This is a genomic window from Frateuria hangzhouensis, assembly GCF_026410505.1.
Taxonomy (GTDB): Bacteria; Pseudomonadota; Gammaproteobacteria; order Xanthomonadales; family Rhodanobacteraceae; genus Frateuria_A; species Frateuria_A hangzhouensis.
The window spans coordinates 162,513-189,066 of sequence record NZ_JAPMIU010000004.1; the positions used below are offsets into that span (position 1 = coordinate 162,513).

Annotated in this window: 27 protein-coding genes; 13 read left to right on the plus strand and 14 right to left on the minus strand. The window is 69.8% G+C overall.

All coding sequences use genetic code 11. The features are described 5' to 3' along the window. Nucleotides 1-75: 75 nt before the first annotated feature. The 3 genes from OSC30_RS06040 to OSC30_RS06050 form a co-directional block, all read right to left on the minus strand. The gene (locus tag OSC30_RS06040) at nucleotides 76-258 is read right to left on the minus strand and encodes a glycosyl transferase family 39 (RefSeq protein ID WP_267170946.1); all 183 of its coding nucleotides are present in this window, start codon (nucleotides 256-258) and stop codon (nucleotides 76-78) included. Between the two features lie 54 nt (nucleotides 259-312). After that, the gene (gene rsmG / locus OSC30_RS06045) at nucleotides 313-942 is read right to left on the minus strand and encodes a 16S rRNA (guanine(527)-N(7))-methyltransferase RsmG (RefSeq protein WP_267170947.1); all 630 of its coding nucleotides are present in this window, start codon (nucleotides 940-942) and stop codon (nucleotides 313-315) included. Between the two features lie 71 nt (nucleotides 943-1,013). Next, the gene (locus tag OSC30_RS06050) at nucleotides 1,014-1,460 is read right to left on the minus strand and encodes an SPFH domain-containing protein (RefSeq protein WP_267170948.1); all 447 of its coding nucleotides are present in this window, start codon (nucleotides 1,458-1,460) and stop codon (nucleotides 1,014-1,016) included. A 176-nt stretch (nucleotides 1,461-1,636) separates the two neighbouring features. Between OSC30_RS06050 and OSC30_RS06055 the strand changes: the two genes are divergently transcribed. Further along, nucleotides 1,637-2,182: a gluconokinase gene (locus OSC30_RS06055; RefSeq protein ID WP_267170949.1), complete on the plus strand. Its 546-nt coding sequence runs from the start codon at nucleotides 1,637-1,639 to the stop codon at nucleotides 2,180-2,182. Nucleotides 2,183-2,264: 82 nt separating this feature from the next. Here OSC30_RS06055 and OSC30_RS06060 read toward each other — a convergent pair whose 3' ends face one another. From OSC30_RS06060 to OSC30_RS06085, 6 genes are all read right to left on the minus strand, one after another. After that, the gene (locus OSC30_RS06060) at nucleotides 2,265-3,098 is read right to left on the minus strand and encodes a pirin family protein (RefSeq protein WP_267170950.1); all 834 of its coding nucleotides are present in this window, start codon (nucleotides 3,096-3,098) and stop codon (nucleotides 2,265-2,267) included. A gap of 218 nt (nucleotides 3,099-3,316) precedes the next feature. Further along, on the minus strand, nucleotides 3,317-4,078 hold the full coding sequence (locus OSC30_RS06065) for a DUF4336 domain-containing protein (protein WP_267170951.1): 762 nt from the start codon (nucleotides 4,076-4,078) through the stop codon (nucleotides 3,317-3,319). A 113-nt stretch (nucleotides 4,079-4,191) separates the two neighbouring features. Continuing rightward, complete coding sequence (locus OSC30_RS06070; protein ID WP_267170952.1) at nucleotides 4,192-4,872, minus strand: YecA/YgfB family protein; 681 nt, start codon at nucleotides 4,870-4,872, stop codon at nucleotides 4,192-4,194. 6 nt (nucleotides 4,873-4,878) lie between these two features. After that, nucleotides 4,879-5,649 carry an exodeoxyribonuclease III gene (gene xth, locus OSC30_RS06075; protein ID WP_267170953.1) on the minus strand — a complete coding sequence of 257 codons (771 nt, stop codon included), beginning with the start codon at nucleotides 5,647-5,649 and terminating at the stop codon, nucleotides 4,879-4,881. A 34-nt stretch (nucleotides 5,650-5,683) separates the two neighbouring features. Continuing rightward, the gene (locus OSC30_RS06080) at nucleotides 5,684-7,042 is read right to left on the minus strand and encodes a cation:proton antiporter domain-containing protein (RefSeq protein ID WP_267170954.1); all 1,359 of its coding nucleotides are present in this window, start codon (nucleotides 7,040-7,042) and stop codon (nucleotides 5,684-5,686) included. A gap of 157 nt (nucleotides 7,043-7,199) precedes the next feature. Next, on the minus strand, nucleotides 7,200-9,257 hold the full coding sequence (locus OSC30_RS06085) for a M3 family metallopeptidase (RefSeq protein WP_267170955.1): 2,058 nt from the start codon (nucleotides 9,255-9,257) through the stop codon (nucleotides 7,200-7,202). A 99-nt stretch (nucleotides 9,258-9,356) separates the two neighbouring features. Between OSC30_RS06085 and OSC30_RS06090 the strand changes: the two genes are divergently transcribed. After that, nucleotides 9,357-9,887 (plus strand): gamma carbonic anhydrase family protein, encoded by a 531-nt coding sequence (locus tag OSC30_RS06090; RefSeq protein WP_267170956.1) that lies wholly within the window; start codon nucleotides 9,357-9,359, stop codon nucleotides 9,885-9,887. A 148-nt stretch (nucleotides 9,888-10,035) separates the two neighbouring features. Here the strand turns inward: OSC30_RS06090 and aroE are convergent, their stop codons facing one another. Then, the gene (gene aroE / locus OSC30_RS06095) at nucleotides 10,036-10,872 is read right to left on the minus strand and encodes a shikimate dehydrogenase (protein ID WP_267170957.1); all 837 of its coding nucleotides are present in this window, start codon (nucleotides 10,870-10,872) and stop codon (nucleotides 10,036-10,038) included. Nucleotides 10,873-11,029: 157 nt separating this feature from the next. Between aroE and OSC30_RS06100 the strand changes: the two genes are divergently transcribed. Both OSC30_RS06100 and OSC30_RS06105 read left to right on the plus strand, forming a co-directional pair. Further along, a complete protein-coding gene (locus OSC30_RS06100) occupies nucleotides 11,030-11,245 on the plus strand; it encodes a hypothetical protein (RefSeq protein WP_267170958.1) in 216 nt (71 codons plus the stop codon). Between the two features lie 118 nt (nucleotides 11,246-11,363). Beyond that, nucleotides 11,364-13,445 carry a putative bifunctional diguanylate cyclase/phosphodiesterase gene (locus tag OSC30_RS06105; protein WP_267170959.1) on the plus strand — a complete coding sequence of 694 codons (2,082 nt, stop codon included), beginning with the start codon at nucleotides 11,364-11,366 and terminating at the stop codon, nucleotides 13,443-13,445. A gap of 93 nt (nucleotides 13,446-13,538) precedes the next feature. Here the strand turns inward: OSC30_RS06105 and OSC30_RS06110 are convergent, their stop codons facing one another. Then, a complete protein-coding gene (locus OSC30_RS06110; RefSeq protein WP_267170960.1) occupies nucleotides 13,539-15,023 on the minus strand; it encodes a RimK family protein in 1,485 nt (494 codons plus the stop codon). 212 nt (nucleotides 15,024-15,235) lie between these two features. On the opposite strand from OSC30_RS06110, the gene OSC30_RS06115 reads away from it, so the two are divergent. Beyond that, nucleotides 15,236-15,709, plus strand: coding sequence for a GNAT family N-acetyltransferase (locus OSC30_RS06115; protein ID WP_267170961.1), 474 nt, complete (start codon nucleotides 15,236-15,238; stop codon nucleotides 15,707-15,709). A 124-nt stretch (nucleotides 15,710-15,833) separates the two neighbouring features. On the opposite strand, the gene OSC30_RS06120 is transcribed toward OSC30_RS06115, so the two are convergent. Continuing rightward, on the minus strand, nucleotides 15,834-16,517 hold the full coding sequence (locus OSC30_RS06120) for a hypothetical protein (protein WP_267170962.1): 684 nt from the start codon (nucleotides 16,515-16,517) through the stop codon (nucleotides 15,834-15,836). A 64-nt stretch (nucleotides 16,518-16,581) separates the two neighbouring features. Between OSC30_RS06120 and lptM the strand changes: the two genes are divergently transcribed. From lptM to rbsK, 8 genes are all read left to right on the plus strand, one after another. Continuing rightward, entirely contained in the window at nucleotides 16,582-16,746 is a 165-nt protein-coding gene (lptM, locus tag OSC30_RS06125) for an LPS translocon maturation chaperone LptM (protein WP_267170963.1), read from the plus strand. A 5-nt stretch (nucleotides 16,747-16,751) separates the two neighbouring features. Then, nucleotides 16,752-17,588, plus strand: a complete 837-nt coding sequence (gene dapF, locus OSC30_RS06130; protein ID WP_267170964.1) for a diaminopimelate epimerase — start codon at nucleotides 16,752-16,754, stop codon at nucleotides 17,586-17,588. 138 nt (nucleotides 17,589-17,726) lie between these two features. Continuing rightward, nucleotides 17,727-18,413, plus strand: a complete 687-nt coding sequence (locus OSC30_RS06135) for a DUF484 family protein (RefSeq protein ID WP_267170965.1) — start codon at nucleotides 17,727-17,729, stop codon at nucleotides 18,411-18,413. Continuing rightward, complete coding sequence (gene xerC / locus OSC30_RS06140; protein WP_267171059.1) at nucleotides 18,410-19,309, plus strand: tyrosine recombinase XerC; 900 nt, start codon at nucleotides 18,410-18,412, stop codon at nucleotides 19,307-19,309. Before OSC30_RS06135 ends, xerC begins: the two co-directional genes overlap by 4 nt. Before the next feature lie 194 nt (nucleotides 19,310-19,503). Continuing rightward, entirely contained in the window at nucleotides 19,504-20,076 is a 573-nt protein-coding gene (gene hslV / locus OSC30_RS06145; protein ID WP_267170966.1) for an ATP-dependent protease subunit HslV, read from the plus strand. 80 nt (nucleotides 20,077-20,156) lie between these two features. Then, entirely contained in the window at nucleotides 20,157-21,494 is a 1,338-nt protein-coding gene (gene hslU / locus OSC30_RS06150; RefSeq protein WP_267170967.1) for an ATP-dependent protease ATPase subunit HslU, read from the plus strand. A gap of 36 nt (nucleotides 21,495-21,530) precedes the next feature. Further along, nucleotides 21,531-22,145, plus strand: coding sequence for a hypothetical protein (locus tag OSC30_RS06155; RefSeq protein WP_267170968.1), 615 nt, complete (start codon nucleotides 21,531-21,533; stop codon nucleotides 22,143-22,145). A 185-nt stretch (nucleotides 22,146-22,330) separates the two neighbouring features. Then, nucleotides 22,331-23,239: a ribokinase gene (rbsK, locus tag OSC30_RS06160; protein WP_267170969.1), complete on the plus strand. Its 909-nt coding sequence runs from the start codon at nucleotides 22,331-22,333 to the stop codon at nucleotides 23,237-23,239. A 107-nt stretch (nucleotides 23,240-23,346) separates the two neighbouring features. Here rbsK and mnmE read toward each other — a convergent pair whose 3' ends face one another. Both mnmE and yidC read right to left on the minus strand, forming a co-directional pair. Further along, on the minus strand, nucleotides 23,347-24,684 hold the full coding sequence (gene mnmE / locus OSC30_RS06165; protein WP_267170970.1) for a tRNA uridine-5-carboxymethylaminomethyl(34) synthesis GTPase MnmE: 1,338 nt from the start codon (nucleotides 24,682-24,684) through the stop codon (nucleotides 23,347-23,349). Between the two features lie 116 nt (nucleotides 24,685-24,800). Further along, nucleotides 24,801-26,495: a membrane protein insertase YidC gene (yidC, locus tag OSC30_RS06170; protein ID WP_267170971.1), complete on the minus strand. Its 1,695-nt coding sequence runs from the start codon at nucleotides 26,493-26,495 to the stop codon at nucleotides 24,801-24,803. Between the last annotated feature and the right edge of the window lie 59 nt (nucleotides 26,496-26,554).

The window sequence follows — 26,554 nt, forward strand, 5'->3', positions numbered from 1 at the left end:
AAGGAACCTAGTGTAGTGCGTCCGGCGCGGCGGGCGACCCCGACCGTGCCGGCGCTCCCGGCGGCGTGCGGCGGCTCAATGCGAACCGGCGGCGCCGGCGCGGCGACGGAGCCGGTGCCAGGAGAACAGCTCCAGACCCAGCCCGACGAGCAGCAACGGCACGCCGAACAGCGGCTGGCCGAAGAAGGCCGGACCCAGCCCGAGCGCGAACACGACGGCGCCGGCGACGAGGAATGCGATGCTGGCCAGGCGGTGCATGCGGTACTCCCTCCACGGATCGGAATGCCGAGCATAGTCCGGAAACGGCATGCGCTACGTACGGCCGAGCACCAGCACCTGCCGCTCCGCCGCCAGCCCAGGCACCTGCAGCGCATGACGCCCGCGCAAGCCGAAGCCGGCCGGAATCCCGTGCAGCTCGTCATCGGCCGAGCGGCCCTTCATCGCCAGCCAGGTCCCGTCCGGCGCAAGCAGGTGCCCGCCCAAGGTGAGCATGTCGGCCAGGCTGGCGAAGGCGCGCGCGGTGATGCAGTTGAACTGGCCCTGGACATCCTCCACCCGGGACTGCACGGCACGCACGCCCTCGAGCTTGAGCGAGCGGATCGCCTCGCGCAGGAAGCGCACCTTCTTGCCGTTGGAATCGACCAGCAGCACGTCGCGTCCCGGCGCGGCGATGGCCAGCGGGATGCCGGGCAAGCCCGGGCCGGTGCCCAGATCGGCCAGGCTGGCGCCCTCGACGTAGGGCAGGATCGCCAGCGAATCGAGCAGATGGCGGGTGACCATCCCGGCCGGATCGCGTACGGCGGTGAGGTTATAGGCGCTGTTCCAGCGTTCGAGCAGCGCCTGGTAGTCGAGCAGCCGCCCGATCGCCTCCGCCGGCAATGCCAGGTCGAGCGCAGCCAGGCCCTGTTCGAGCTGGAGATGCAGGTCGGGGCGGGAGCTCATCGGCAGTCCGGTGCGTGGGCGGGACCGCCCAGTATCCGCGCGCGGGCGCGCCGAAGCCAGATGAGCGCCGCTCAGGCGGGGTCGAGCTCGACCCGCGTGACCATCAGGCCACGTTCGCGCAGCGCCGCGTTGAGCGCGCGCTTGAGCCGGCTGCCGAGCGCGCGAGGGTCGTGGCCGGGCTCGGCCTCTTCGTGCAGCGCTTCGAGCGCGCTGCGGCGGATCAGCTGCGCCGCCTGGTCGATGACCGGGTCGACCCGTTCGGGCTCCAGCACCTGCCAGTACACCCGACCGCACAGGCCCTGGGCATCCGACGCATCGCGCAGCTGCAGGATCTGCCCGGTCAGGTCGATCCGATGGCCCAGCCGGTCCAGCCCCGGCAGCACCAGGTGCAGGCCCGGTTCGAGCATGCGCGGCGGGCGGCCACGGCGGTGCAGGCACTGCACATGGCCTGCCGGCACCCGGCGCAACAAGGCGCAAAGCAGGCAGGCGAGGACAGCGGAAACCAGGAGCGCGGGCATGGCGGATGGCCGTTGGGTTGCGGACGACGCGGCAGGGGTCCGATGCTAGGGCGACCGGTGCCGTGCAGAATTAATGGCTTTTTAACGCCTTTGGAAACAGATCGGCTGCCCGCTTCCCCGCTTGAGTGCCGCAACGTGATTGAACGCACAATTTTTCCGCCTTTCCCGGCCGCCACGTGCCGGTGACCCGCCCGGACGCGCCGGCGATGCTGGTGGTGATGGGCGTCTCCGGCTCGGGCAAGAGCACCATCGCGCGCCGGCTGGCCGATGCGCTGGGCTATGCCTTCCTCGACGGCGACGACCTGCATCCGCCGGCGAACATCGCCAAGATGAGTCTCGGCGTGCCGCTGGAGGACGCCGATCGGTGGCCGTGGCTGGAAGCGATCGCCGCCTGGATGCGCCAGGAGCTGGCCGCCGGCCATAGCGCCGTGGTCGCCTGTTCGGCCCTCAAGCGGGTCTACCGCGAGCGCCTGTGCCAGGTCGGGCCGGCGCTGCGCTTTGTCTACCTGGACGTGGGCCACGACGAGCTGGCCCGGCGCATGCGAGGACGCGAGCACTTCATGCCGCTGGCGCTGCTGGACAGCCAGTTGGCCACGCTGGAACCGCCGGCCCGCGACGAGCCGGCGTTGCGGGTGGATGCGAACGGGACGGTGGAGGAAACCATAGCGCAGGCGCTGCGCGGGCTTGAGCGGCAAGGCCTCGGCACACCGCATACCTCGTAGGGTGGGCTTCAGCCCACCGCCTTTTCGCGACATCGTGGTGGGCTGAAGCCCACCCTACGCCACCTGCGCGCCTGCAGCCACGTCAGAAGCGGCCGGCGCGGAAGTCGGCGATGGCCTCCTGGATCTGCGCGGGCGTGTTCATCACGAACGGCCCGTAGCGCGCCACGCTCTCGTTGAGCGGCCGGCCGGCGACCACCAGCAGCCGTGCGGCGCCGGTGCCGGCGGCCAGGGTCAACAGGTCGCCTTCGGAGAGCACCGCCAGTTCGCCGCGCGACACCGGCTCTCCGGCCACGTCGGCCGACTCGCCTTCGAACACGTAGGCGAAGGCGTGGTGTTCCGGCGGCAGGTCCAGCTCGAAGCGCGCGCCGGCGCCCAGCGCGATATCCAGGTACAGCGGCGCGGTGGCCACGCCCTGCACCGGGCCGATCGCCTCGCCGAGCCTGCCGGCGATCACCCGCGCCTCCACGCCGGGCGAGGGCTGCACGCGCGGGATGCGATCGGGGCCGATGTCCTGGTAACGCGGCGCGTTCATCTTGTCCGCCGCCGGCAGGTTCACCCACAGCTGCAAGCCCCACATCAGGCCGTTTTCCTGCTGCGGCATTTCCGAATGCAGGATGCCGCGCCCGGCAGTCATCCACTGCACGCTGCCGGGACCCAGGTCACCCTGGTTGCCGTGGTTGTCGCCGTGGCGCATGTGTCCGGCGAGCATGTAGGTGACCGTTTCGAAGCCGCGGTGCGGATGCTCGGGGAAACCGGCGATGTAGTCGCCGGCCTGGTCGGAACGGAACTCGTCCAGCAGCAGGAACGGATCGAGCATGTCCAGGTTGGGCTGGCCGATGATGCGCTTGAGCTTCACCCCGGCGCCGTCGTTGGTGTCGATGCCGCGCACGCGGCGGGTGATGGTGCGTTGGCTCATGGAAAGCCTCCGGATGGGAAGGAATGTTCCGAGCATGGGGCCGGCGGCGGGCGCGGCCAAGCGCGGCGGTGTGAACGGATTGTTCGCCGGAAGCCACGGGCTTCTGTAGGAGCGCACCCTGTGCGCGACCGTGATGTTCGGCGGTCGCGCACAGGGTGCGCTCCAACAGGGATCCTCGGATCAGTTCCTTTCCTGCGATGCCTTGTGGGAAGCCGTCGCTACGGGGTGGGTGCCAGCCAGGCGAAGGCGCGGCGCAGTTCGGCCTCGCCGTTTTCCATGAAGCAACGGCCGTGCGCCAGGATGATCCGCTGCGGATGCCAGGCCAGCATGCGCTCGAGGCAGGCGCGCGCGGTGTGCTTGTGGCCGAGGAAGGTCAGGCGCATGTCCAGCGGCATCTTGCCGTCGGGCGCCAGCACGCCACCCAGCCGCGCGATCCAGCGCATCGGCGTGTCGAGTCGCCCGGCCTCGAAGTTCTCGATCAGGTCGGCCAGCAGCAGCGTGCCGCTGGGGCGGTGCAGGAACACCACTTCCTCGATCGCGCGGCTGCCCTTGAAGCGCAGCTGTTCGAGCGTGCCGGCCCAGGCCGGCGGCACCGCGTCCTCCAGCTCGGCATCGAACCGCACGGCGATGCGCTGGCTGGCGGCGCGCTCGCGCACGCCGGGAGAGGCCCAGGCGATGGCCTCCGGATAGCGCTGTTTCCAGGACGCGATGTGCGCATAGTGCAGCTTGTTCGGCGAGACCAGGTGGCGCACCGGACCCAGTCTGTCGATCGCCTCGAACAGGCCCGCGTCCGGCGCGATCGGCGAATGGCACCACAGCCCGCCATCGGGCAGGCGCACCACCGTCATGCGGGTGGGGAAGGGCACGCTCGTACCGAACGGCGCGGCCATGCGCACGATCGGGCCGTCGGCGATCCACAGTTCGGGCGCGACGGGCTTGAGCGTGTTGACCGGTTCATACAGCGCCGCGTGTGCAGCCATGCCTCACCCTCTTGCAGGAGCCCACTTGTGGGCGATGCCCTTTCGCAAGTTTGCCTACAAGCATCGCCCACAAGTGGGCTCCTACGAAGAGCGACCGTGCAGCTTTGGTGCGCTCAATGCACCCAGTGGCCGCTGCGCTGGCGCGGTGGCGGCGGTGCCTCTTCGCCCGGGGGCGCGGGCACGCGCGCGAGCGTGGCCAGCTCGGCTTCGCTGGACGGATGCTCGCGCCAGTAATGGTCGACCGCGCCGAGCACCGGTGCGACCTGCGCCAGGCACTCGTCGTATTCCTCGTCGGTGAGCTTGTCGAATTCGGCCTCGGCGCTGAGGATGCCCTCGTCCACGGCCAGTGCCATCACCGGTCCGAGCATTTCCATCAGTTGCGGATCGTCCGCCAGGCGCTTTTCCCACAGCGCCGCGCGCAGGTCGATGCCGCGGCTGAAGCCTTCGCACCAGCCGGCCGCGGACAGCGTCGGCCCGGTGTCGGTGTCGACCTCGCCCAGGATCGGCTCGTAGGCGTCCACGTCCAGTTCGACGCGGATGGAGTCGTTCAACTTGGCCAGCAGTTCGAGCACGCGGTTGCCCTCGGCCTCGTCGGCGAAGGGGTCGTGCAGCACTTCGGGCAGCCATTCGTCGGGCAGTACCTCGTGCGGGCCGACGGTGATCGCCGAGAGCATGCCGTGCACGCCGTCGAGCAGCAGGCGGCCTTCGCCGGCGTGGGTGCGCAGGTAGCGGTCAAGCTCGTCCAGCTCCTCGTCGGTGAGGGAGCTGGGCCATTCGGTGGAAGGAATGTTCATCGGTCCTCAGATATCCAGATCGAGCGTCACCGGGGTGTGATCGGACGGCCGTTCCCACTGGCGCGGCACGCGGTCGATCGCCGCCGCGCGCGCGGTGCCCTTGAGGGCATCGCCCAGCAGGATCAGGTCGATGCGCAGCCCCAGGTTGCGGCGAAAAGCGGCCTGCCGGTAATCCCACCAGCTGTGGTGGCCGGCATCGTGTTCGAACAGGCGGAAGCTGTCGTGCAGCCCCAGCCCGGTAATGGCGTTGAGCGCCTCGCGCTCGGGCACCGAGCACAGCACCGAGTCGCGCCAGGCGACCGGGTCGTGTACGTCGCGGTCTTCCGGCGCGATGTTGAAGTCGCCCAGCACCACCAGGTTGGGGTGGCGCTCGTGCTCGCGCGCCAGGAATTCGCGCACCTTCGAAAGCCAGTCCAGCTTGTAGGCGAACTTGGGGTCGCCCACCGCCTTGCCGTTGACCACGTACAGGTCGACCACGCGCAGGTCGCCGACGGTGGCGGCCAGGATGCGCCGCTGCGGATCGTCCAGCCCGGGGATATCGGTGACCACGTCGGCGGGCTCGGCGCCGCGCGCGAGGATCGCCACCCCGTTATAGGTTTTCTGCCCGGAAAACACCGCGCGGTAGCCGGCCGCGGCCAGTTCGTCGACCGGGAACTTGCCGTCTTCCAGCTTGGTTTCCTGCAGCGCGACGATGTCCGGCTGCGCCTCGCCCATCCACTGGGTCAGCTGCGGCAGGCGCACCTTCAGCGAGTTCACGTTCCAGGAGGCGATCTTCATCCGCCCATTGTAAGGGATGCGCGGCACACGCCAGTCAGCGCGCCTCGGCTTTGCGACGCGCGGCGGCCAGGCGCCGGCGCCGCCAGGCCAGCAGCGGCTGCGCGCTGAAGCCGTGCACCACCACGCTCAGCGTGATGGTGGTGACCGCCACGCCGGCGACCAGTCGTGCCGCGCTGCCGTCCAGCCCGTGCACCAGCGCATAGGCCAGGTAGTTGAGCCCGCCGATGCCGCGAATGCCCAGCCAGCCCAGCAGCAACCGCCGGCGCCAGTTGAGCCCCATCCCCAGCGTGGTGAGCCAGGTGGCCAGCGGGCGGATCAGCACGAATAGCACCAGCGCGATGCTCCAGGCCTGCGGCTCCCAGTGCCGTGCCAGCGCGATGCCCAGCAGCAGCACCAGCAGCGGGCCGAGCAGGTGTTCCATGACGCTGCCGAAGGTGAGCGCCTCGGCGACCACCTGGCCGACGGCTTCGACCGGCTCGTCGCGGTCCACGCCGCCGTCCATCGCCGGGCGCACCACGAATTCGGCCGGCGGCGTGCGGGTGAAGTCGTGCTCGTGCGGCAGCCGCGGGTGCGGGTGTTCCTGCACCACGCCGACTTCCACCTTGCGCAGGCCCACGCCGGCGGCAAACACCGCCAGGAAGCCGAGTGCGCCGACCGCCTCGGCCACCGCGTAGGTGACCGCGATCAGCCCCGCCGTGAGCAGTGCGCCGGGCCCGGGATCGCGCCCGATGCTGACCAGCCGCGTGCCGAGCTTGCCGACCAGCCAGCCCAGGCCAAAACCCAGCGCGATGCCGACGCACACGCCCCACAGCAGTTCGACCAGCGCCCAGCGGCCGAGCGCGGACCACGACAGCGCGCCATGCAGCCAGGCCAGCCCCAGCAGCAGGAACGGCATGGCGCTGCCGTCGTTCATGCCGGCCTCGCCCGACAGCGTCACACGCAGGCCATCGTGGTCGGCCGCGTTGTCGACCGCGATCGCGCTGGCCAGCACCGGATCGGTTGGCGCCAGCATCGCGGCCAGTAGCAACGCGAGCGGCCAGGCAAGCCCCAGCAACAGGTGCGCCGCCAATGCGGTGCCGGCAATGGACAGCGCCATGCCCGGAAATGCCAGCCGGCGCGCGGCGCGCCAGGGACGCGCGCGCCACGGCACGCGCAGCTTCAGGCCACCGGCGAACAGCGAGACGACCAACGCCACCTCGGTGAGCCGTTCCAGCCAGTGCGCATCAGCCAGGAAGTCGATATCCAGCAGATGCAGGCCCCACGGCCCCACCGCCACGCCAACCACCAGGTAGAGCGCGAATTGCGTCAGCGGCAGCGGGCGGATCCAGCCGGCCGCCAGCGACATGCCCACCAGCAGCACGCCGATCGCCGCCATCCATCCAAGAAAGCCCATGTCGGTTTCCGTCGACCGAACCGACCCCTAGAGTCACGATCGCGGCATCGACGCCAGATGAACGGCGGTCCGCATCCTTGCAGATGGCGCACGCGCGATGCCTGCGGGCGATCCGCGGGCATCGCCCCCATGTGGAAGCCTCCAGCGGAGGCGTTCCTCAGCTCAGCCCATGGCTGCGCAGCAGCGCCTCCGGCTCGGGCTTGCGGCCGCGGAAGGCGACGAAGCTTTCCAGCGCCGGGCGGCTGGCGCCGACGGCGAGGATCTCGCGGCGGAAGCGTTCGCCGGTGGCCTGGTCGATCGCGCTGCCGCCGTGCTCGGTGAGCTCCTCGAAGGCGCCGAACGCGTCGGCGCTGAGCAGTTCCGCCCACAGGTAGCTGTAGTAGCCGGCCGCGTAGCCGCCGGCGAAGATGTGCGTGAACGCGTGCGGAAAGCGCTGCCACGCCGGCGGGTGCAGCACCGCGACCTGGCTGCGCACGTGCTCGAGCACTTCCATCGTGCGCGCGCCGCGCGCCGGGTCGTACTCCAAGTGCATCAGGAAATCGAACAGCGCGAACTCGAGCTGGCGCACCAGGAACAGGCCGGCGTGGTAGTGCCGCGCGGCCAGCATCCTCTGGTAGAGCTCCTCCGGCAGCGGCTCGCCGGTTTGCCAGTGGCGTGCGAACAGGTCCAGCGCCTCGCGGTTCCAGCCGAAGTTCTCCATGAACTGGCTGGGCAGTTCCACCGCATCCCATTCCACCCCGTCGATGCCGCCGATCGAGGGCAGCGCGATCTCGGTGAGCAGGTGGTGCAGGCCGTGGCCGAACTCGTGGAACAGGGTCAGCACGTCGTCGTGCTTGAGCAGCGCCGGCCTGCCCTCGGTGGGCGGGGCGAAGTTGCAGGTGAGGAAGGCGATCGGCAGCTGGTGTTGCGCGGCATCGTCGAAGCGCGCGCGGCAAACGTCCATCCAGGCGCCGCCACGCTTGCCGTTGCGCGCGTACAGGTCGACGTAGGCACCGGCAAACACGCGGCCGTCGGCGTCGCGGACGTCGTAGTAGCGCACGTCCGGATGCCATACGTCGACGTCGTCGCGCTGGCTGAGCGTGATGCCGTAGAGCCGGCCGGTGAGTCCGAACAGGCCCTCGATCACCGCCGGCAGCGGGAAGTACGGCTTGAGCTGTTCCTCGTCCAGGGCGTAGCGCTGCTGGCGCAGTTTTTCCGCGACGTAGGCGACGTCCCACGGCTCGAGGTTGTCCAGCTCCAGCTCGGCCTGGGCCCAGGCGCGCAATTCGTCCAGTTCGCGCTGGGCGACGGGGCGGGCGCGCTCGGCCAGGTCGTGCAGGAATTCCATCACTTCGGTAGGCGAGGCGGCCATCTTGGTGGCCAGCGATTCCTCCGCCGCGTTGGCGAAGCCCAGCAGCTGCGCCACTTCATGGCGCAGCTTCATGATCTGCTCGATGCGCCCGCTGTTGTCGAACCGGCCCGCGTCGGGACCCTCGTCGGAGGCGCGGGTCTGGTAGGCCCAGTAGACGCGCTCGCGCAGGCTGCGGTTGTCGGCGTAGGTGAGTACCGCCTGCACGCTGGGCTGCTTGAGCGTGACCAGGAAGCCGTCCAGCTCCTGCGCGGCGGCGTACTGGCGCAGCACCGCGCGGCCGGACTCGGGCACGCCGGCCAGGTCGCGCTCGTCGGTGATGTGCTCGTGCCAGGATTCGCTGGCGTCCAGCACCGCGTTGGCGAATTCGGTGGACAGGCGCGACAGCGTCACGCCGATGTCGCGGTAGCGCGAGCGCGCCGGCTCCTCCAGCGCCACGCCGGAGAGCCTGAAGTCGCGCAATGCATGTTCGACGAGCGCGCGCTCGGCGCGCGGCAGGTCGGCGAAATCCAGTGCATCGGCCAGCGCCTGCACGGCCGCGTACAGCGCCCGGTTCTGGCCCAGTTCGATGGCGTGCTCGGTCAGCTTTTCCTCGGCCGGCCCGTACACCGCGCGCAGCGCTTCGCTGTCGGCCACCGCATGCAGGTGCCCGACCGGCGCCCAGGCGTGCGCCAGGCGTTGCTCCAGTCGCTCCTGAGTGAGCATCACCGTGTCGAAGTCCTTTGGCGTATCGGGTGCGGTCAGCAGATCGATGCCGGCACGGTAGTCGGCCAGGATGGTGTCGAGCGCCGGCGTCACGTGTTCGGGCCTGATCTGCGAAAAGGCGGGCAGCGGGCTGTCGGCGAGCAACGGGTTGGTCGGGTCCATGAAACGCTCCTTGGGATCACTCCAGCGTGGCGACCGGCCTGGACGAATTCAAGGCGCGCGCTTATCGCCGCCGGCCTGCACTCACTTACAATCCGGCGGATGAACAATCTGCGTATCTACAGGGGCATCGCCCCCACCCTGGGCCCGCGCGTATACGTCGACCCGGCCGCCAGCGTGATCGGCGATGTGGTGCTGGGCGAGGACGTTTCGGTGTGGCCGGGCGTGGTGTTGCGCGGCGACGTGCATTACATCCGCGTCGGTGCGCGCACCAATATCCAGGACGGCACGATCGTGCACGTCAGCCATGAAGGTCCCTACGGCCCGGGCTTTCCCTGCCTGATCGGCGAGGGCGTGACGATCGGCCATGCCGCGGTCGTGCACGCCTGCACGCTCGAGGATTACTGCCTGATCGGCATGCAAGCGACCGTGCTCGACGGCGCGATGGTGAAGAAACACGGTTTCGTCGGCGCCGGCGCGGTGGTGCCGCCGGGCAAGGTGGTGGGCGAGCGCGAACTGTGGCTGGGCAACCCGGCCAAGTGCGTGCGCCTGCTCAGCGACAAACAGGTCGAACAGCTGCACTACTCGGCCGAACATTACATGCGGCTGAAGGACGCCTACCTGGCACCCTGAGCTCGGCCACCTTGCGCACCCCTGTAGGAGCGCACCCTGTGCGCGACCGCCCGACCTTCCGGTCCCGCGCAGTTGCACCTTTGCACAGATGTTCGCCGCTTCGCCCTGGACGAATGACCCAAACGCGGCCTATCCCGCCGCGTAGCCGTTATTGCTCCGCGCGCAGTCGGGCATACACCGGATCGGTCGCCGGACGGCGACCGTGCCACAGCGCGAATGCGTCGGCGGCCTGCTCCACCAGCATGCCCAGCCCGTCACAGGCGGCCCTGGCGCCGGCTGCGCGCGCCCAGCGCAGGAAACTCTGCGCGCCGTGGCCATAGGAAAGGTCGTAGCCGACCGTCTGCGCATCGGCCAGTCCATGCGGCAGCGGCAGCGGCTGGCCCAGCACCCCGGCGGAGGTGGCGTGCACGATCAGGTCGAAGCTGCCCAGCTCGGCCAGATCCTGCCAGTAGCGTGCACGCGCCCGCGTCACGCCCAGCGCACCGACCAGCGCGGCCGCGGTGTCAGCGGTGCGGTTGACGATGGTCAGTTCCGCCACGCCGGCATCGAGCAGCTCCCAGGCCACGCCGCGGGCGGCACCGCCGGCGCCCAGCAGCAACACGCGGCAACCCTGCAGGGGGCACTGCTGGCGTTCGGTGAGGTCGCGCACCAGTCCGCTGCCGTCGGTATTGTCCGCGGCCAGTCGGCCGTCGGGCCGGCGGGTCAGCACGTTGGCGCTGCCGGCACGGATCGCCGCGGCGCTGCGTTCGTCGGCCAGGGCGAAGGCCGCCGCCTTGTGCGGCAGGCTGACGTTGGCCCCGTGGGCATCGGCCAGGAAGCGTCGCGCGTCGGCCTCGAACGAGACCGGCGGGGCGTCGATCGCCACGTATTCCAGCGCGATGCCGCACTGCGCGCCGAACAGCCGGTGGATCGCCGGCGACAGGGAATGGCTGATCGGGTGGCCGAACACGGCGTAGCGCGCGGGAAGGTCGGTGCCGTGCGGCATGGGCGGTCCTGTGGCGGTTCGTGCGCGCATTCTAGGGGCCGGCGCGGCAGAAGCCAGCCGGCTCGCAGACCGTGCCGCGCCATCGCACGCGGCCGGTCGCAACCGGTGAGATGGTCGCCGCGCAGGCTGCTGTCATCGTCGCCCTGCGGAGTCCGCCATGCCGCTTTCCCGTACCCGTGCTTTCACCTTCCAGCTGGCCGCCGGCGCCGGCCTGTGGCTGCTGTTCGGCGGCTTCCTGCTGGCATTGACGCCGCTGCCGGCGCATACCGAAGCACTGGGCTGGGCGCCGCTGTACTGGCTGTTGCTGGCACCGCTGTGCGTACTGGCCGGGTTGCGTTTGCGGCGGCTGGCGCTGGCGCTGCCGATCGGCTGAGCGTTCGCGCACGGCCATCCGCCCGCCGCAGTGGCCGTGGTTGTGCTACAAGGCGCGATTGTTATTTCGCGACGCGCTGGCGTCCCGGCGGGGGGCCGGCAACCCAAGCATGATGGCGGTGAGTTACAACCCGTGGCTGGTGGCGCTGTCGCTGGCGCTGGCCGCGCTGGATGCGTATGTCGCCTTCAGCGTGGTGGGCCGCATTGCCCGTTCGCGCGGGCCGGCGGCGGTGTTGTGGACCGCCTTCGGCGCGCTGGCGATGGGTTCGGGCGTGTGGGCGATGCATTTCATCGGCATGCTCGCCCTGGAGGTGCCGGTGACGCTCGGCTACGACAGCCGGCAGACCGCGCTGTCGGCGGTGCCGGTGGTGCTGGCGACCGGCGCCACGCTGTGGCTGCTGGGCCGGCGCGGCACCCGTGCCAGCGCCGTCATGGCCGGCTGCATCCTCGGCCTTGGCATGGCGGCGATGCACTACCTGGGCGTGCATGCGCTGCACATGCGTCCGGCGGTCGCCTGGAGCCTGCCGTGGGCCGCCGCCTCGCTGCTGCTGGCGCTGGCCGGTTCGACCGCCGCGATCAGCCTGCACAGCATCATCTGGCGGCGCGAGCGGCGCCATCGCTGGTGGCTGCGGCTGCTGGCCGCGCTGCTGCTCGGCGGCACCGCCACCGGCGTGCACTACCTGGGCATGGTGGCGCTGCGTTTTGCGCCGGACGCGGTCAGCCTGGAGGCGCAGACCGGCCTGCGCGGGCTCGGCCTGGGCCTGGCGATCAGCCTGGTCTCGGGCCTGTTGTTGTTGCTGACGCTGGGCGTGAGCCTGGCGCACCGGCAACTGCAGCGGCACACGGCCGCAATCGCGCGCGAGCTGGGCCAGGCGCGCGACGCGCTGAGCTGGCTGGCCTACCACGATGAGCTGACCGCGCTGCCCAACCGCGCCAACGTGCTCGACCTGCTTGACCGGCTGCTGCCGCTGGCCCGCGACGAGCGCTTCGAGGTGGCGGTGATGTTCGTCGACCTTGACGGCTTCAAGTCGATCAACGACACGCTCGGGCACGAGGTGGGCGACGAGTTCCTGCGCTCGGTGGCCGACGCGCTGTGTGCCAGCGTGCGCAGCCGCGACACGGTGGCGCGCTTCGGCGGCGACGAGTTCGTGGTGGTGCTGGAGCGTTTTCGCAGCGAGGACAACCTCAGCGCCATCTGCCAGAAGATCCTCAGCCTGGTCAGCCGCCCGGTGACGGTCGCCGGGCACGGCGTGAGCGCCACGCCCAGCATCGGCGTGGCGATGTTCCCGCGCGACGGCGAGGATTCGGCCAGCCTGCTGCGCCACGCCGACCTGGCGATGTACAGCGCCAAGGAACACGGCAAGGCCGGCTACTGCTTCTACCAGCCGCGCATGCGCGAGCAGGCGCGCGACCGGCTGCTGCTGTCGGCCGAACTGCGCGAGGCGCTGCAACGCGACGAGATCACCGTCCATTACCAGCCGAAGGTCGAGCTCGACGGCCGGCGCGTGGTCGGGCTGGAGGCGCTGGCACGCTGGCAGCATCCCGAACGCGGCCTGTTGCTGCCGAACAGCTTCGTGCCGCTGGCCGAGGCCAGTGGGCTGATCGCCCAGCTGGGCCAGGTGGTGCTGCGCCAGGTGGCGCGCCAGCTGGCGCAATGGCGCGCGCGCGGGTTGCCGCTGGTACCGGTGGCGATCAACGTGTCGCTGCAGGAAATCCAGAACGACCAGTTCGTCGCCGGGTTGGTGGCCGCGCTGCGCGAGTTCGGCCTGCATCCGAACCTGTTCGAGCTGGAGATCACCGAATCGGCGGCGATGAAGAACGCCGAGCACACCTTGCGCCAGCTGCGCCAGCTCGAAGTGCTGGGCTTCCAGATGGCGATCGACGACTTCGGCACCGGCTTTTCCAGCCTGAGCCACCTGCGCCAGTTGCCCACCCAGACGATCAAGATCGACCAGAGCTTCGTGCAGGGCGCCGGTCGCAACCCGGCCGACCGTGACATTACCGAGGCGATCATCGCGCTGGCGCACAAGCTGCGGCTGACGACCGTCGCCGAGGGCATCGAAACCGAGGCACAGGCGGCGTGGCTGCTTGAGGCCGGCTGCGGGATCGGCCAGGGTTTCCTGTTCGTGCCGCCGTTGCCGGCCGAGCAGGTGCCGGCACTGCTGCTGGCCGAACGCACGCCGCTCGCCAACGCCTTGTAGGAGCGCCCTTGGGCGCGACCGTCATGCCGGCGGTACGGCAAGTGTGGAACCCGCGGTCGCGCCCAAGGGCGCTCCTGCAGGGGACAGCGCCGGTTAGCGGCCGATGCCCAGGCGCTTGTGTTCCATCCGCCGGAGGAACTCCTGCATGATCCGACGGTACAGGTCCACGCCCAGGTAGGCGTCTTCCACGCCGGCGTCGATCGACGGGTTGTCGTTGACCTCGATCACCACCGGCCTGCTGCCGACCTGCTTGAGGTCGACGCCATACAAGCCGTCGCCGACCGCCTGGGTGGCCTTCAGCGCCAGTTTGACGATCTCGGCCGGCGCATCGCGCACGGGCACCGTCTCGAAGCCGCCGGACTTGGCCGTGCCCTTGGCGCCGTGGTTGTAGATCTGCCAGTGCCCGCGCGACATGTAGTACTTGCAGGCGTACAGCGGCGTGCGGTTGAGCACGCCGATGCGCCAGTCGAACTCGGTGTAGACGAATTCCTGCGCCAGCAGCAGCGCGCTGTGCGAGAACAGTTCGCCGGCGGCCTTCTCTAGTGCCTCGGCGCTCTCGACCTTGACCACCCCGCGCGAGAACGAGCCGTCGGGGATCTTCAACACCAGCGGAAAGCCGAGCTTGGCCGCGGTGTCCTTCCAGGTCTTCGCGCTGTCGCGGTAGAGGATCTCGGTATGCGGGACGGCCAGCTTGCGCGACACCATCAGGTCGTTGAGGAAGATCTTGTTGGTGCAGCGCAGGATCGAGGTGGGGTCGTCCATCACCACCATGCCTTCCTTCTCGGCGCGGTGGGCGAAGCGGTAGGTGTGGTTGTCCGAGGCGGTGGTCTCGCGGATGAACAGGCCGTCGTACTCGGCCAGCCGCGGGTAGTCGTTCTTGCCGATCGGATCGACCTCGATGCCCAGCTCCTTGCCGGCGGCGATGAAGCTCTTGAGCGCCTTCCTGTTCGACGGCGGCATCGCCTCGTTCGGGTCCACCAGCATGGCGATGTCGTAGCGGTACAGCTTGCGCGTGCGCGGCTTGCGCCAGAGCTTGCGCGAGAAGCGGTCCAGTTCCGCGGCGAAGGCATCCTCCTGCGCGTCGTCCAGCGTGTGCAGGCCGACCGGCTTGATCGAGGCGACCTGCCACACGCGCTCGCGCTCGAACTCGATGCGCAGCAGCGGGCAGGGAAACATCTCGAACACCTGTCGCGCCAGGTCCTGCAGGGCGGGATAGGCGGTCTCGCCGAAGTAGACCAGGATGCCGAAGTCGGTGGTGTCGCGCCCGCCGGCGGGCAGGAAGTGGGTCAGCTTGCTGTTGAGGTCCTCGATGTCCAGGCCGTACAGCGAGCGCCGGCGCAGGTCGTTGATCGTGCGCACCGAAGGCATCACCTTGTGCCCGCGCGCCTCGCCCAACAGCGACACGTAGTAGCCGGTGCCCAGGTACTTGTAGCTGCGGCACAGGTTGATCACGTGGGTGCGCTCGTCGTCGCCGCCGACCGGCTTGCGCAGGTATTCCATCGCGCTCATCACGTCCACGGACGGGTAATAGGCACCCCAGTCGGAGGCCTTCTCGACGACGATCACCAGGCGGGTCATGGCACCTCGCTACACGCAAAAGGGATGCCCTCGCGCGGCGGAACGAGGCGGCAGGGGCGCAAGGCGGAAAGTGTGGCATAGGCGCGGCGGCTCGCAATGGTGCCGCGCGAGGGCATTCAGCGTGGCGTACGCGTGGACGGGCCTGGGCCCGGCCATTGCCAGCCGCAGGGTTCAAGCCCAACCTACGGGATGCACGCCCATTGGAGCATCGCTTGGCCTCGAATCCGCCCTGCACGTTCGTGCGCGCCGCCACGTCGGCCGACCTCGATGCCCTGGTGGCACTGGAGCTGCAGGCCTTCAGCGGCGACCGCATGAGCCGCGCGCAATACCGCCGGCATCTGGCCAGCCTGGGCGCCGCCGTGCTCATCGCCGAGGCCCCCGACGATGGCTTGCTCGGCAGCGCGCTGGTGTTTTTCCGGCGCGGCAGCTCGCTGGCGCGGCTGTACTCGATCGCCACCGCGCCGGCAGGCCGTGGTCGCGGCATCGGCGCGAGTCTGCTGGCCGCCGCCGAAGCTGCCGCCCGCGCGCGGGGTTGCCGTGCGCTGCGGCTGGAAGTGCGCGTGGACAACGTGGCCGCGATGGGGCTGTACGAGCGCGCCGGCTATCGACGCATTGGTGGCTACCCGGGCTACTACGAGGACGGCGCCGACGCCTGGCGCTACGAGAAGGGCCTGGCCGCTTCCTGAAGGCTGCCGCGTCCGTGCGGGACCCTTCGACTTCGACGCTTCGCGCCTACGCTCGGGGCGAACGAGTCCAGGGAAAACTCCGTTCGTGCGAGCGCAGGCCGCAGGCCGCCGCCGCGGCACCGCCTCAAAGGGGATGCGCGATCTCTTCGGCCGTCTGTTCGTCCGGGCGCGCCACCAGCGCGCCGGTGCGCATCAGGTTCACCGTGTAGTGACCGCCATCGACCAGCGGCAGGAATGTGCCGCTGCCATAGACGGTGTCGACCATCGGCAGCCAGCCGGGATGCTCGCGCGCCAGCGTCACCAGGTCGAACCCGCCGCCGGGGCGCAGGTCGATCACCGTGCGCAGGGCATGCATTTCATCGGCTGGATCGTCGTAGCGGCCGGACAGGCGGTCGAGGCGATACAGCGGCGGCAGTCCGGCGAGCAGGGCAGGCAGTTTCCATTTCAGCACCACCGCCTCGATCCGCCAGGCATCGCCGGCCAGGCCCACGTCGCGGCGCTGGCCATCGGGCCAGGTCAGCGTGAGCGCCCAGCGCTGCGGAGACAGGATCCGCACATCGAGCGTGGCCACCGGCGCCTCCTCGCCAAGCAAACGGTAGCCGCGCAGGCTCCAGCCGGCGCCGGCCAGCAGCAGCGTGAGGCCCAGCCCGACCAGCAGGAACAGCGTGCGCAGGATCGCCGCGAACGGCCGGCGCGTGCGCAGCCGGCGGCCCAGCGCCACCAGTTGCACCAGCGCGAACAGCAAGGCCAGCGCGGCGAGGATCCACAACAGGGTGCTCGGCAATTGCAGCAACGTGGCCCAATCCATCGAAGGGAAGTCCGCGACGTTATGATGCGTTCCATCATAGCCGCCGCCCTGTCGAGGAAACCCGATGCGCCGATCCATCCTGTGCACCGCCCTGCTGCTGGCCACCGGCCTGCTCGCCGGTTGCGGCAACAAGGGCCCGCTGGTGCTGCCGCCGGCACACCCGGGCGATACGGTGGCGCCGGCCGCCTCCGCTCCGGCGCCGGCCACGAGCGTCGACCTGCCCGGCTGAGCGCCATGCGTTTTTCCAAGATGCACGGCATCGGCAACGACTTCGTGCTGATCGATGCGCGACAGGCACCGCTGGCGCTGGCGCCGGACCGGATCCGCGCGCTGGCCGACCGCCACACCGGCATCGGCTGCGACCAGCTGCTGAGCGTGGAGGCGCCGCGCGATCCTTCCTGCGCGTTCTACTACGGCATCTGGAACGCCGACGGCAGCCCTTCGGGCCAGTGCGGCAACGGCGTGCGCTGCGTGGCGGCCTGGCTGCATCGCGCCGGCGCTCTGGCACGGGATGCACCCGTGCGCATCGAAAGCCCCTCCGGCCCGGTTGGCGTGCGCGTGCTTGATCCGCAGCGGGTGACCGTGGACATGGGCGAGCCGGTTTTCGAACCCGCGCGCATTCCCTTCGTTGTCGCGACCGCGGTCGAGGCCCACCCGCTCGTACTTGGCGATGACGCCGTGCAGATCGGCGCGGTGTCGATGGGCAACCCGCACGCGGTCATGGTGGTGGAGGACCTGTCCGCTCCCGCGCTGGAGCGATGGGGCCCCGCGCTGACCGCCCACCCGCACTTCCCCGAAGGCGCCAATGCCGGCTTCGTGCAGATCCTGGGCCGTGGCCATCTGCGCCTGCGCGTGCACGAGCGCGGCAGCGGCTGGACGCAGGCATGCGGTACCGGCGCCTGCGCCGCGATGGCGGTACTGCGCCGCCGCGGCCAGGTGGACGAAAGCGTCCAGGTCGACCTGCCCGGTGGATGCCTCCAGATCGAATGGGCCGGTCCCGGCCACACGCTGTGGATGACCGGCCCGGCCGCGTTCGCCTTCGAAGGCGAGTGGCCCTCGGAGGTTGCGTAGGGTGCGGCAAGGGTGGGCTGAAGCCCACCCTACGCGCAGGCGTTCGGCCGAAGACTGCAATGGCGATTGATGCGCGGGCGCGCGCGTCGCACACTCGGGCCAGGCCGATCCGCTGCCTGACGTTCATCTAGGTCGCCCATGTCCGACACCCTGCTCGACGAGATCCCCGGCGCCACCGCGGTGGCCGCTTACCTCAAGCGCCATCCGCACTTCCTGGCCGATTACCCGGACCTCGCCGCCCAGCTCACGCTGCCGCGCAGCGAAGGCCCGGTCGCCTCGCTGGCGATGTACCAGTTGCAGCAACTGCGCGAGAAGAATGCCGACCTGGAAGGGCGGCTGGCCGAGCTGGTCACGATTGCCGCCGAGAACGAGCGGCTGATGCAGCGCGTGCACGAACTCAACGTGACCATGCTGCGTGCGGCCACGCCCGCGCTGGCGGCGCGCAGCGTGATCAGCCGGCTGGCCAGCGACTTCCGCATCGAGCAAGTGCGGCTGCTGTTGTTCGGCCACGCCCATGGCCTGCCGCAGGCCGAGTGGCTGGTAATCGAGCCGGGCGGCCGCGCCGCGCTGACCGAGTTTGCCGGCTTCCTCGGCAATCACGAACCGCTGGTCGGCCGGCTCTCGGCCGAGCGGTTGTACCGCCTGTTCGGCGACCAGGCGCCGGAGGTGCAATCGGCCGCGGTGATGCCGCTGGGCGAGCTGGGCCTGCTCGCGCTGGGTAGCGCCGACGTCAACCATTTCCAGCCGGGCATGGGCACGTTGTTCCTGAAGATGCTCGCGGCCACGGTGAACGCGGCACTGACCCGCTCGCAGGAGCTGGCCTGAACGCCACCGCGACCGCCGCTACGCAGGTCGAGGCCTGGCTCGGCCGCCTGGCCCATGAACGCCAGGCCTCCGCGCACACGGTGGCTGCCTACCGCCGTGACCTGGCCAAGCTGCTCGGCTGGATGGTGGCCCAGGGCGTGGACGACTTGGCCGCGCTGACACCGCACCGGCTGCGCGCCTTCGTGGCTGCCGAACACCGCGCCGGGTTGTCGCCGAAGAGCCTGCAGCGGCTGCTGTCCTCCTGCCGCAGCCTGTTCGGCCAGCTCGTCCGCGAGGGCGTGCTGGCGCACGATCCGGCCGCCGGCGTGCGCGGCCCCAAGGTGCACCGCAAGCTGCCGCAGGTGCTGGACGTCGACGAGGCTGGCGCGCTGGTGGAAAACCCTGGCGACGGTGCGCTCGCGCTGCGTGACCGGGCCATGCTCGAGCTGTTCTATTCCTCCGGCCTGCGCCTGTCCGAACTGTGCGGCCTGCGCTGGGGCGATCTCGCGCTCGAGGAAGGCGAGGTGCGCGTGCTGGGCAAGGGTGCCAAGACGCGCATCGTGCCGGTCGGCAGCCATGCCGTGGCGGCGCTGCGCGCGCTGGGCCAGAGCCAGGGCACGCTGCCAGCCTCGCCGGTCTTCCGCGGCCGTGGCGGCGCGCCGATCAGCCCGCGCACGGTGCAGGCGCGGCTCAAGCGGCTGGCGCTGGCGCAGGGCTTCGCCAGGCGCGTGCACCCGCACCTGCTGCGGCACACCTTCGCCAGCCACATGCTCGAATCCTCCGGCGACCTGCGCGCGGTGCAGGAACTGCTCGGCCACGCCGACATCGCCACCACGCAGATCTACACCCATCTGGATTTCCAGCACCTGGCCAAGGTCTACGACGCCGCGCATCCGCGCGCGCGACGCAAGGGGTGAAGTCTCCGGCTCCTCCTGTCCTCGGGAAGAGCACTGCCACTGAGCTGGTCCAAGGGAACGGGGTCGCGACACTCTCTCCATCTGCACGCGCGTGACGCTGGTGGTCGAAGCCCACCTACGGGTGCCATCGGCGATATTGAAGGCCACCCCAGCGACCCCATGTATGCACGCTCGAGCCTTTCGCGGAGCCATGCATGGAATCCTTCCACGCCACCACCATTCTTTCGGTCCGCCGCGGCGGGCGCGTCGTGCTGGGCGGCGACGGCCAGGTCACCCTGGGCAACACGGTGATGAAGTCCAACGCGCGCAAGATCCGCCGGCTCGGCAACGGCGACGTGCTGGCCGGTTTCGCCGGCGCCACCGCTGATGCCTTCACGCTGTTCGAGCTGTTCGAGCAGAAGCTGGACAAGCACGGCAACAACCTCACCCGCGCCGCGGTGGAGATGGCCAAGGAATGGCGCACCGACCGCCGCTTCGGCAAGCTCGAGGCGATGCTGGCGGTGGCCGACAAGGACGCCTCGCTGCTGATCTCCGGCAACGGCGACGTGCTGGAGCCCGAGCACGGTCTGATCGCGATCGGCTCGGGCGGTCCCTACGCCCAGGCGGCGGCGTTGTCGTTGCTGGAAAACACCGACATGGACGCGCGCCAGGTCGTCGAGAAGGCACTCAAGATCGCCGGCGACATCTGCATCTATACCAATCACAGCACGACCATCGAGGAGCTGGCCGGTAGCGGGGATTCGTCAGACGGGATTCGGGATTCGTAAGAGCCCAGTCCCGCAACCCCGCGACAGCCCGCCTGCTTTTCCGAATCACCAATCCCCGAATCACGAATCCCGGCCCCCTCATGTCCGAACTCACTCCCCGCGAGATCGTCAACGAACTCGACCGTTTCATCATCGGCCAGAACGACGCCAAGCGCGCCGTCGCCATCGCGTTGCGCAACCGCTGGCGGCGCATGCAGCTGGAGCCGGAGATGCGCAACGAGGTAACGCCGAAAAACATCCTGATGATCGGCCCCACCGGCGTGGGCAAGACCGAGATCGCGCGCCGGCTGGCGACGCTCGCGAACGCGCCGTTCGTGAAGGTGGAGGCGACCAAGTTCACCGAGGTCGGTTACGTCGGCAAGGATGTCGAGTCGATCATCCGCGACCTGGCCGACGTGGCCTACAAGCTGACCCGCGAGCAGGCGGTCAAGCGCGTGCGCTCGCAGGCCGAGGACCGCGCCGAAGACCGCATCCTCGACGCCCTGCTGCCGCGCCGTCAGACCGCCAGCGACTGGTCGCACGACCTGACCGTGTCCAGCACCGACAGCGACACCCGCCAGAAGCTGCGCAAGCAATTGCGCGAAGGCGTCCTGGACGAGCGCGAGATCGAGCTGGACTTCGCCATGAACGTCGGCGTGGAGATCATGTCGCCGCCGGGCATGGAGGAGATGGGCCAGCAGTTGCGCCAGATGTTCCAGAACATCGGTGGCGCCAAGACCCAGAACCGCAAGCTGCCGATCAAGGCCGCCCGCCCGCTGCTGATCGACGAGGAAGCCGGCAAGCTGCTCAACGAGGAGGAGATCCGCGCCCTCGCCGTGGAGGCGGCCGAACAGAACGGCATCGTCTTCATCGACGAGATCGACAAGGTCGCCCAGCGGTCCGAGTGGGGCGGTGCCGGGGTCAGTCGCGAGGGCGTGCAGCGCGACCTGCTGCCGCTGGTGGAAGGTTCCACCGTGTCGACCAAGTACGGCCCGATCAAGACCGACCACATGCTGTTCATCGCCTCGGGGGCGTTCTCGCTGTCCAAGCCGTCGGACCTGATTCCCGAACTGCAGGGCCGGCTGCCGATCCGCGTGGAGCTTTCAGCGCTGTCGGTGGACGACTTCAAGCGCATCCTGCGTGAGCCCAACAACGCACTGACCAAACAGTACGTGGCGCTGCTGGCCACCGAGGGCGTGGCGATCGAGTTCGCCGACTCGGGCGTCGACCGCCTGGCCGAGGTCGCCTGCCAGGTCAACGAGCGTACCGAGAACATCGGCGCCCGCCGCCTGCACACGGTGATGGAGCGGCTGCTGGAGAAGATCTCGTTCGAGGCAGCGGACAAGTCCGGCGAAAAATACCTTATCGACGCCGAACAGGTTGACAAAAACCTGGGATCGTTGGTGAAAGACCAGGATCTCAGCCGTTACATCCTCTAAACAAGCCGCATCCACCGGTCTGGTAAAATTCCTGTCATGGGCAAGATCATCGAACTCAAGACCACCGGCCAGCGGGCACAGCTGCGCGAGGCGCAGCAGAGCCAGCAGCTGATCCGGCTGTGGCGCGCCGAGCTCGAGCACGGCAGCTTCTGCGGCTACGTCGGCGGCGTCGGCCGCGAGTTCTTCCTGTTGTGGGTGGTCGGCGACGGCATCACCTATGACGGCATGTACGTGATGCGCCACCGCGATGTGTCCGAGCTGGAAACGCCGGACAAGCACCACGAGTTCATGGAAAAGGCGCTCAAGCACAAGCAGCTGCTGCCGCGCACGCCGCGCGGCTTTCCGCTGGACGCGATCCGCGAAGTGGTGCAGGCCGCCGGCAAGCTGGCGCCGGTAATCGGCGTGCATGTGGACAGCGAGGAAGAGGCCGAGGTCTGCTACATCGGCCGGCTGGTCGGCGTGGAGGAAGACGGCTTCACCCTGCAGGAAATCAGTCCCGACGCCGAATGGATGCGCGAGGCCTCGTTCTTCAGCTGGGACGAGGTCTCCACGATCAGCATGGAAGACGGCTACGCGCAGGCACTGCTCGCCGTGGCCGGCGCCCCGCCGCCGCTGGAACAGGGCGATTCCGGCATCGGCCGCGCGCACTGACTTGGTCCCGTAAGGGATTCGGTCCGCCGAACGTTCCGCGTTTCCCACGAGGGTCCCCATCCGACGCAGCCCGCTGCGTCGGGTCGTTGTGCCGACTTCGCATCGGACGCGGTCGCTTCCTTGCGGGCCGGGCTTTCGGGCGCCCGACCGCTATGCTTGGGTGATCTCTTCGCCAAGGAACACGCATGGCCCGCCGCATCGCCGTCGTCGGCAGCATCAACATGGATCTGGTCACCCAGGCTACGCGCTTCCCGCAACCGGGTGAGACGCTGCTGGGGGAGGACTTCGTCACCGTGCCCGGCGGCAAGGGCGCCAACCAGGCGGTGGCCGCCGCCCGGCTCGGTGCCACGGTGACCCTGATCGGTGCACTGGGACGTGACGGTTTCGGCGACCAGTTGCACGCGGGACTGCGGCACGAGGGCGTGGACCTGGCGCACCTGCGGCGGCTGGACGACCAGGCCAGCGGTACCGCGTCGATCACCGTGGCCGGCGGCGAGAACCAGATCGTGGTGGTGCCCGCCGCCAACGCCGGCCTCATGCCCGCGCACGTGGAAGCCGCACGCGACGCGATCGCCCGCGCTGACGTCGTGCTGGTGCAGATGGAGATCCCCCTGGAGACGGTCGACGCCACCCTGCGGCTGGGCCAGCAACTCGGCGTGCCGGTGATCTTCAACCCGGCGCCGGCCAGGCCGCTGCCCGCCGAGTGGCTGGCGCGCGCGCGCTACGTGACGCCCAACCAGCACGAGCTTGCGGTCCTGCTCGGCGCCGACCCGGCCGAGGATTTCCGCACGCTGATGCGCCGCGCGCCCGGCCCGGTCGTGCTCACCCGCGGCGGCGAGGGCGCCTGGTACCGCGAGCAGGGCGAACCACGGCACCAGCGCGGCTTCGCCGTCGAGGCGATCGACAGCACCGGCGCCGGCGACACCTTCAATGCGGCGTTGGCGGTGTTCCTGCACGAGGGCCTGGCTGCGGCCGTTCGCAAGGCCTGCGCCGCCGCCGCGTTGTCGGTGACGCGGCTGGGCGCACAGCGGGGGATGCCCCGCGCAGGAGAGCTGGACGCATTCCTGGCCGCAGCCCCCTCGCCCCGCCCGTAACTGAACTCATCTGCGAAGAGCATGCCGGAGCCTGCGGCGCGCCCCCGGCCATGTCGCCTAGGCGGCCTCGCGGGCTGCCTTCGGCCAAACCGCGCTGCAGGCATCATTTATTTGCCGATACAGAAGCTGCCGAAGATGGCGCCCAGCAGGTCGTCGCTGGTGTAGCTGCCGGTGATTTCGCCCAGTGCGTGCTGCGCCTGGCGCAGATCTTCGGCCGCCAGTTCGCCGGCGCTGGCGGCGAGCGCGCCGGCAGCGTGTTCGAAGTGCGCCTGCACGTGTTCGAGGGCAAGCACGTGGCGGCGGCGGGCGCTGAAGGCACCTTCGCCGCTGCCGGCGCCGGCGCGCGCCCTGAGTTCGGTGCGCAGCCCGTCGAGGCCGGCGCCGGTACGCGCGGAAATCCGGAGGTGGTCCACGCCGGCATGCGACAGCTCGGTCGGCGCAGCGGCGTCCAGGTCGATCTTGTTGACCAGCACCAGGCACGCGACGTTTGCCGGCAGTTCCGCCAGCAGATGGAGATCGGCGACCCGGTGCGCGGCCTCGGTGACCAGCAGGACCAGGTCGGCGCGCGCCAGTTCGCCGCGCGCTCGGCGCACGCCTTCGCGTTCGACCTCGTCCTGTGTGTCGCGCAGGCCGGCAGTGTCGGCCAGCTCCAGCACCACGCCGTCCAGGCTGACCGTCTCGCGCAGCACGTCGCGGGTGGTGCCGGCGATGGGCGTGACGATGGCGCGCTCGCTCTGTGCAAGCGCGTTGAGCAAGCTGGACTTGCCGGCGTTGGGCCGCCCCACGATGGCGACCTTCAGGCCGTCGGTGAGGCGCACGCCGCGGCGCGTTTCCACCAGCAGGTCGGCCAGTTGCGTGCGCAGCGCCTGCAGCTGGCGAGCGATGGCCGGGTCGGCGAGGAAGTCGATTTCCTCCTCGGGAAAGTCGATCGCCGCCTCCACGTGCACGCGCAGCGCGACCAGCGCATCGAGCAGCGCCTGCACGCGTTGCGAGAAGGCGCCGTCGAGCGAGCGCAGCGCGGCGCGCGCGCCGGCTTCGGAGCGCGCGGCGATGAGGTCGGCCACCGCCTCGGCCTGGGCCAGGTCCAGCTTGCCATTGAGGAAGGCGCGTTCGGTGAACTCGCCCGGCCGCGCCAGCCGCGCGCCGAGAACGCAGACGCGCCTGAGCAACAGGTCCAGCAACACGGCGCTGCCGTGGCCCTGCAGTTCGAGCACGTGCTCGCCGGTGTAGGAGTGCGGAGCGGGGAAGTGCAGCAGCAGGCCGTGGTCGATCAGGCTGCCGTCGTCATCGTGGAACACCGCCAGGTGCGCATGGCGCGGTTGCGGCGCGCGGCCGAGCAGGGCCTGCGCGATGGCCGGTACGTGCGGTCCGGACACGCGGACCACCCCGATGCCCGCAGCGCCGGGGGCGCTGGCGATCGCGGCGATGGTGTCGGTATCGGCCATGCGGAAAACCTCGGAAGACCGCCGAAAACCGTAGGGTGGGCTTCAGCCCACCGCAAGCCCGCATGGAAGTTGAAAGCGGAAGGTGGGCTGAAGCCCACCCTACGCCCACCCCACGCTCAGGCCTTGGCCTTGACCTCGGCGTTGTCCACCTTGTGCGTGATGTACCACTGCTGGCCCAGGCTGACGAGGCCGTTGACCACGTAGTACAGGCACAGGCCGGCGGGGAAGAAGGCGAACAGCACCGCGAAGATCAGCGGCATGAACTTCATCATCTTCGCCTGGGTCGGGTCCATGCCGGTGGCCGGCATCAGGTACTGCTGGCCCAGCATCACCAGGGTGTACACCGCCGGCAGCACGAAGAACGGATCGGGCGCGGACAGGTCGTGGATCCAGCCGAAGAACGGCGCCTGGCGCAGTTCCACGCTCTCGCGCAACACCTCGTACAGGCCGTAGAAGATCGGGATGGTGATCAGCACGGGAAGGCAGCCGGTCATCGGGTTGACCTTCTCCTTCTTGTACAGCTCCATCATCGCCATCTGCATCTTCTGCTTGTCGTCACCGTAGCGCTCCTTGAGCGCGGCCACGCGCGGCTGCAGCTTGCGCATCTTGGCGCTGGATCCGTACTGCGCGGCGGTCAGCTTCCAGGTCAGCGCCTTGATGATCAGCACCAGCAGAATGATCGCCACGCCCCAGTTGCCGCTGACCTTTTCCAGCCAGGACAGCAGCGCGTGCATCGGCTGGGCGATGATGGTGAACATGCCGTAGTTGGTGGCCAGCGCCAGCCCCGGCGCCACCGAGTCCAGCGTGCCGGCCAGTTTGGGACCGACGTACAGGCGCGCACCGGTGGTCTGGCTCTGGCCCGGCGCCACGGTCAGCGCGGGGCTGACGGCGCGGATCAGGTAGGTCGGATGCGCGCCGCCGGCGTTGACCACGTCGGTGCTGTAGCTGGCCTTCTGCTGCGCTGGCGGAATCCACGCGGCGAAGAAGTAGTGCTGCAGCATCGCCGCCCAGCCGCCGGCGAAGGAACCGCGCAGCGGTTCATCGCCGAAGTCGTCGAACTTCAGCGACTGGAAGTGATCCTCCGGGCTGTACCAGCCGGCGCCGAAGAAGCTGGCGGCCGCCGGATCGGTCATGTTCTGCAGCCAGCCGGTTTCCTTCGTGCGCGGCGCGCGCTGCAGCTGCTCGTAGGCGTTGCCCTGCCAGACGGTGGCGCCGGCGTTGTCGATGCGCTGGTCCAGCTCGACCACGTACTGGGCGCGCTTGAGGGTGTAGCTCTTGGTGACGGTGATGCCGCCCTGCTGCCAGGTCAGGTCGACTTTCAGCTCGGTCTGCCCGTCGGCCAGTTCGTAGCGGCTCTGCGCCGACTGGAACAGCGCGCGGTGATCCGGCGCCGGGCTGCCGGCGCTGACCAGGCCGCTCTGCGCCACGAAGTAGTCGCCCTGGGTGTCGTCCAGCAGGCGCACCGGCGGCGGGCCGGGATGCTTGTCGGTGACCGGCTCGGATGGATAGGCCAGCAGATCGGCGCGTACCACGCTGCCGCCGCGGGTATCGACGGTCAGGCGCAGCACGTCATTGCTGATGGTGATCAGCTGGCCGGCGGCGGCGACCGAGGCCGGCGCGCTGCTGGCGATCGCCGGCGCGGCCGCGTTGTCCACTCCGGGGACGGCCCGGTCGGCCGGCGCGTTCGCGCTGGCGGCGGCCACCGGGGCGGTGGGCGCCGGGGCCGGCGCGTAGTCCTTCTCCCAGGCCATCCACAACAGGTAGGCCACGGCCAGCAAGGCAAACAGGAGAAACGTACGCGTCTGGTTCATCGCGGGGCAATTCCGGTGGCACCGCGAGCCGTAGCCGCGGAAGGACAGGAGGGAAGGCA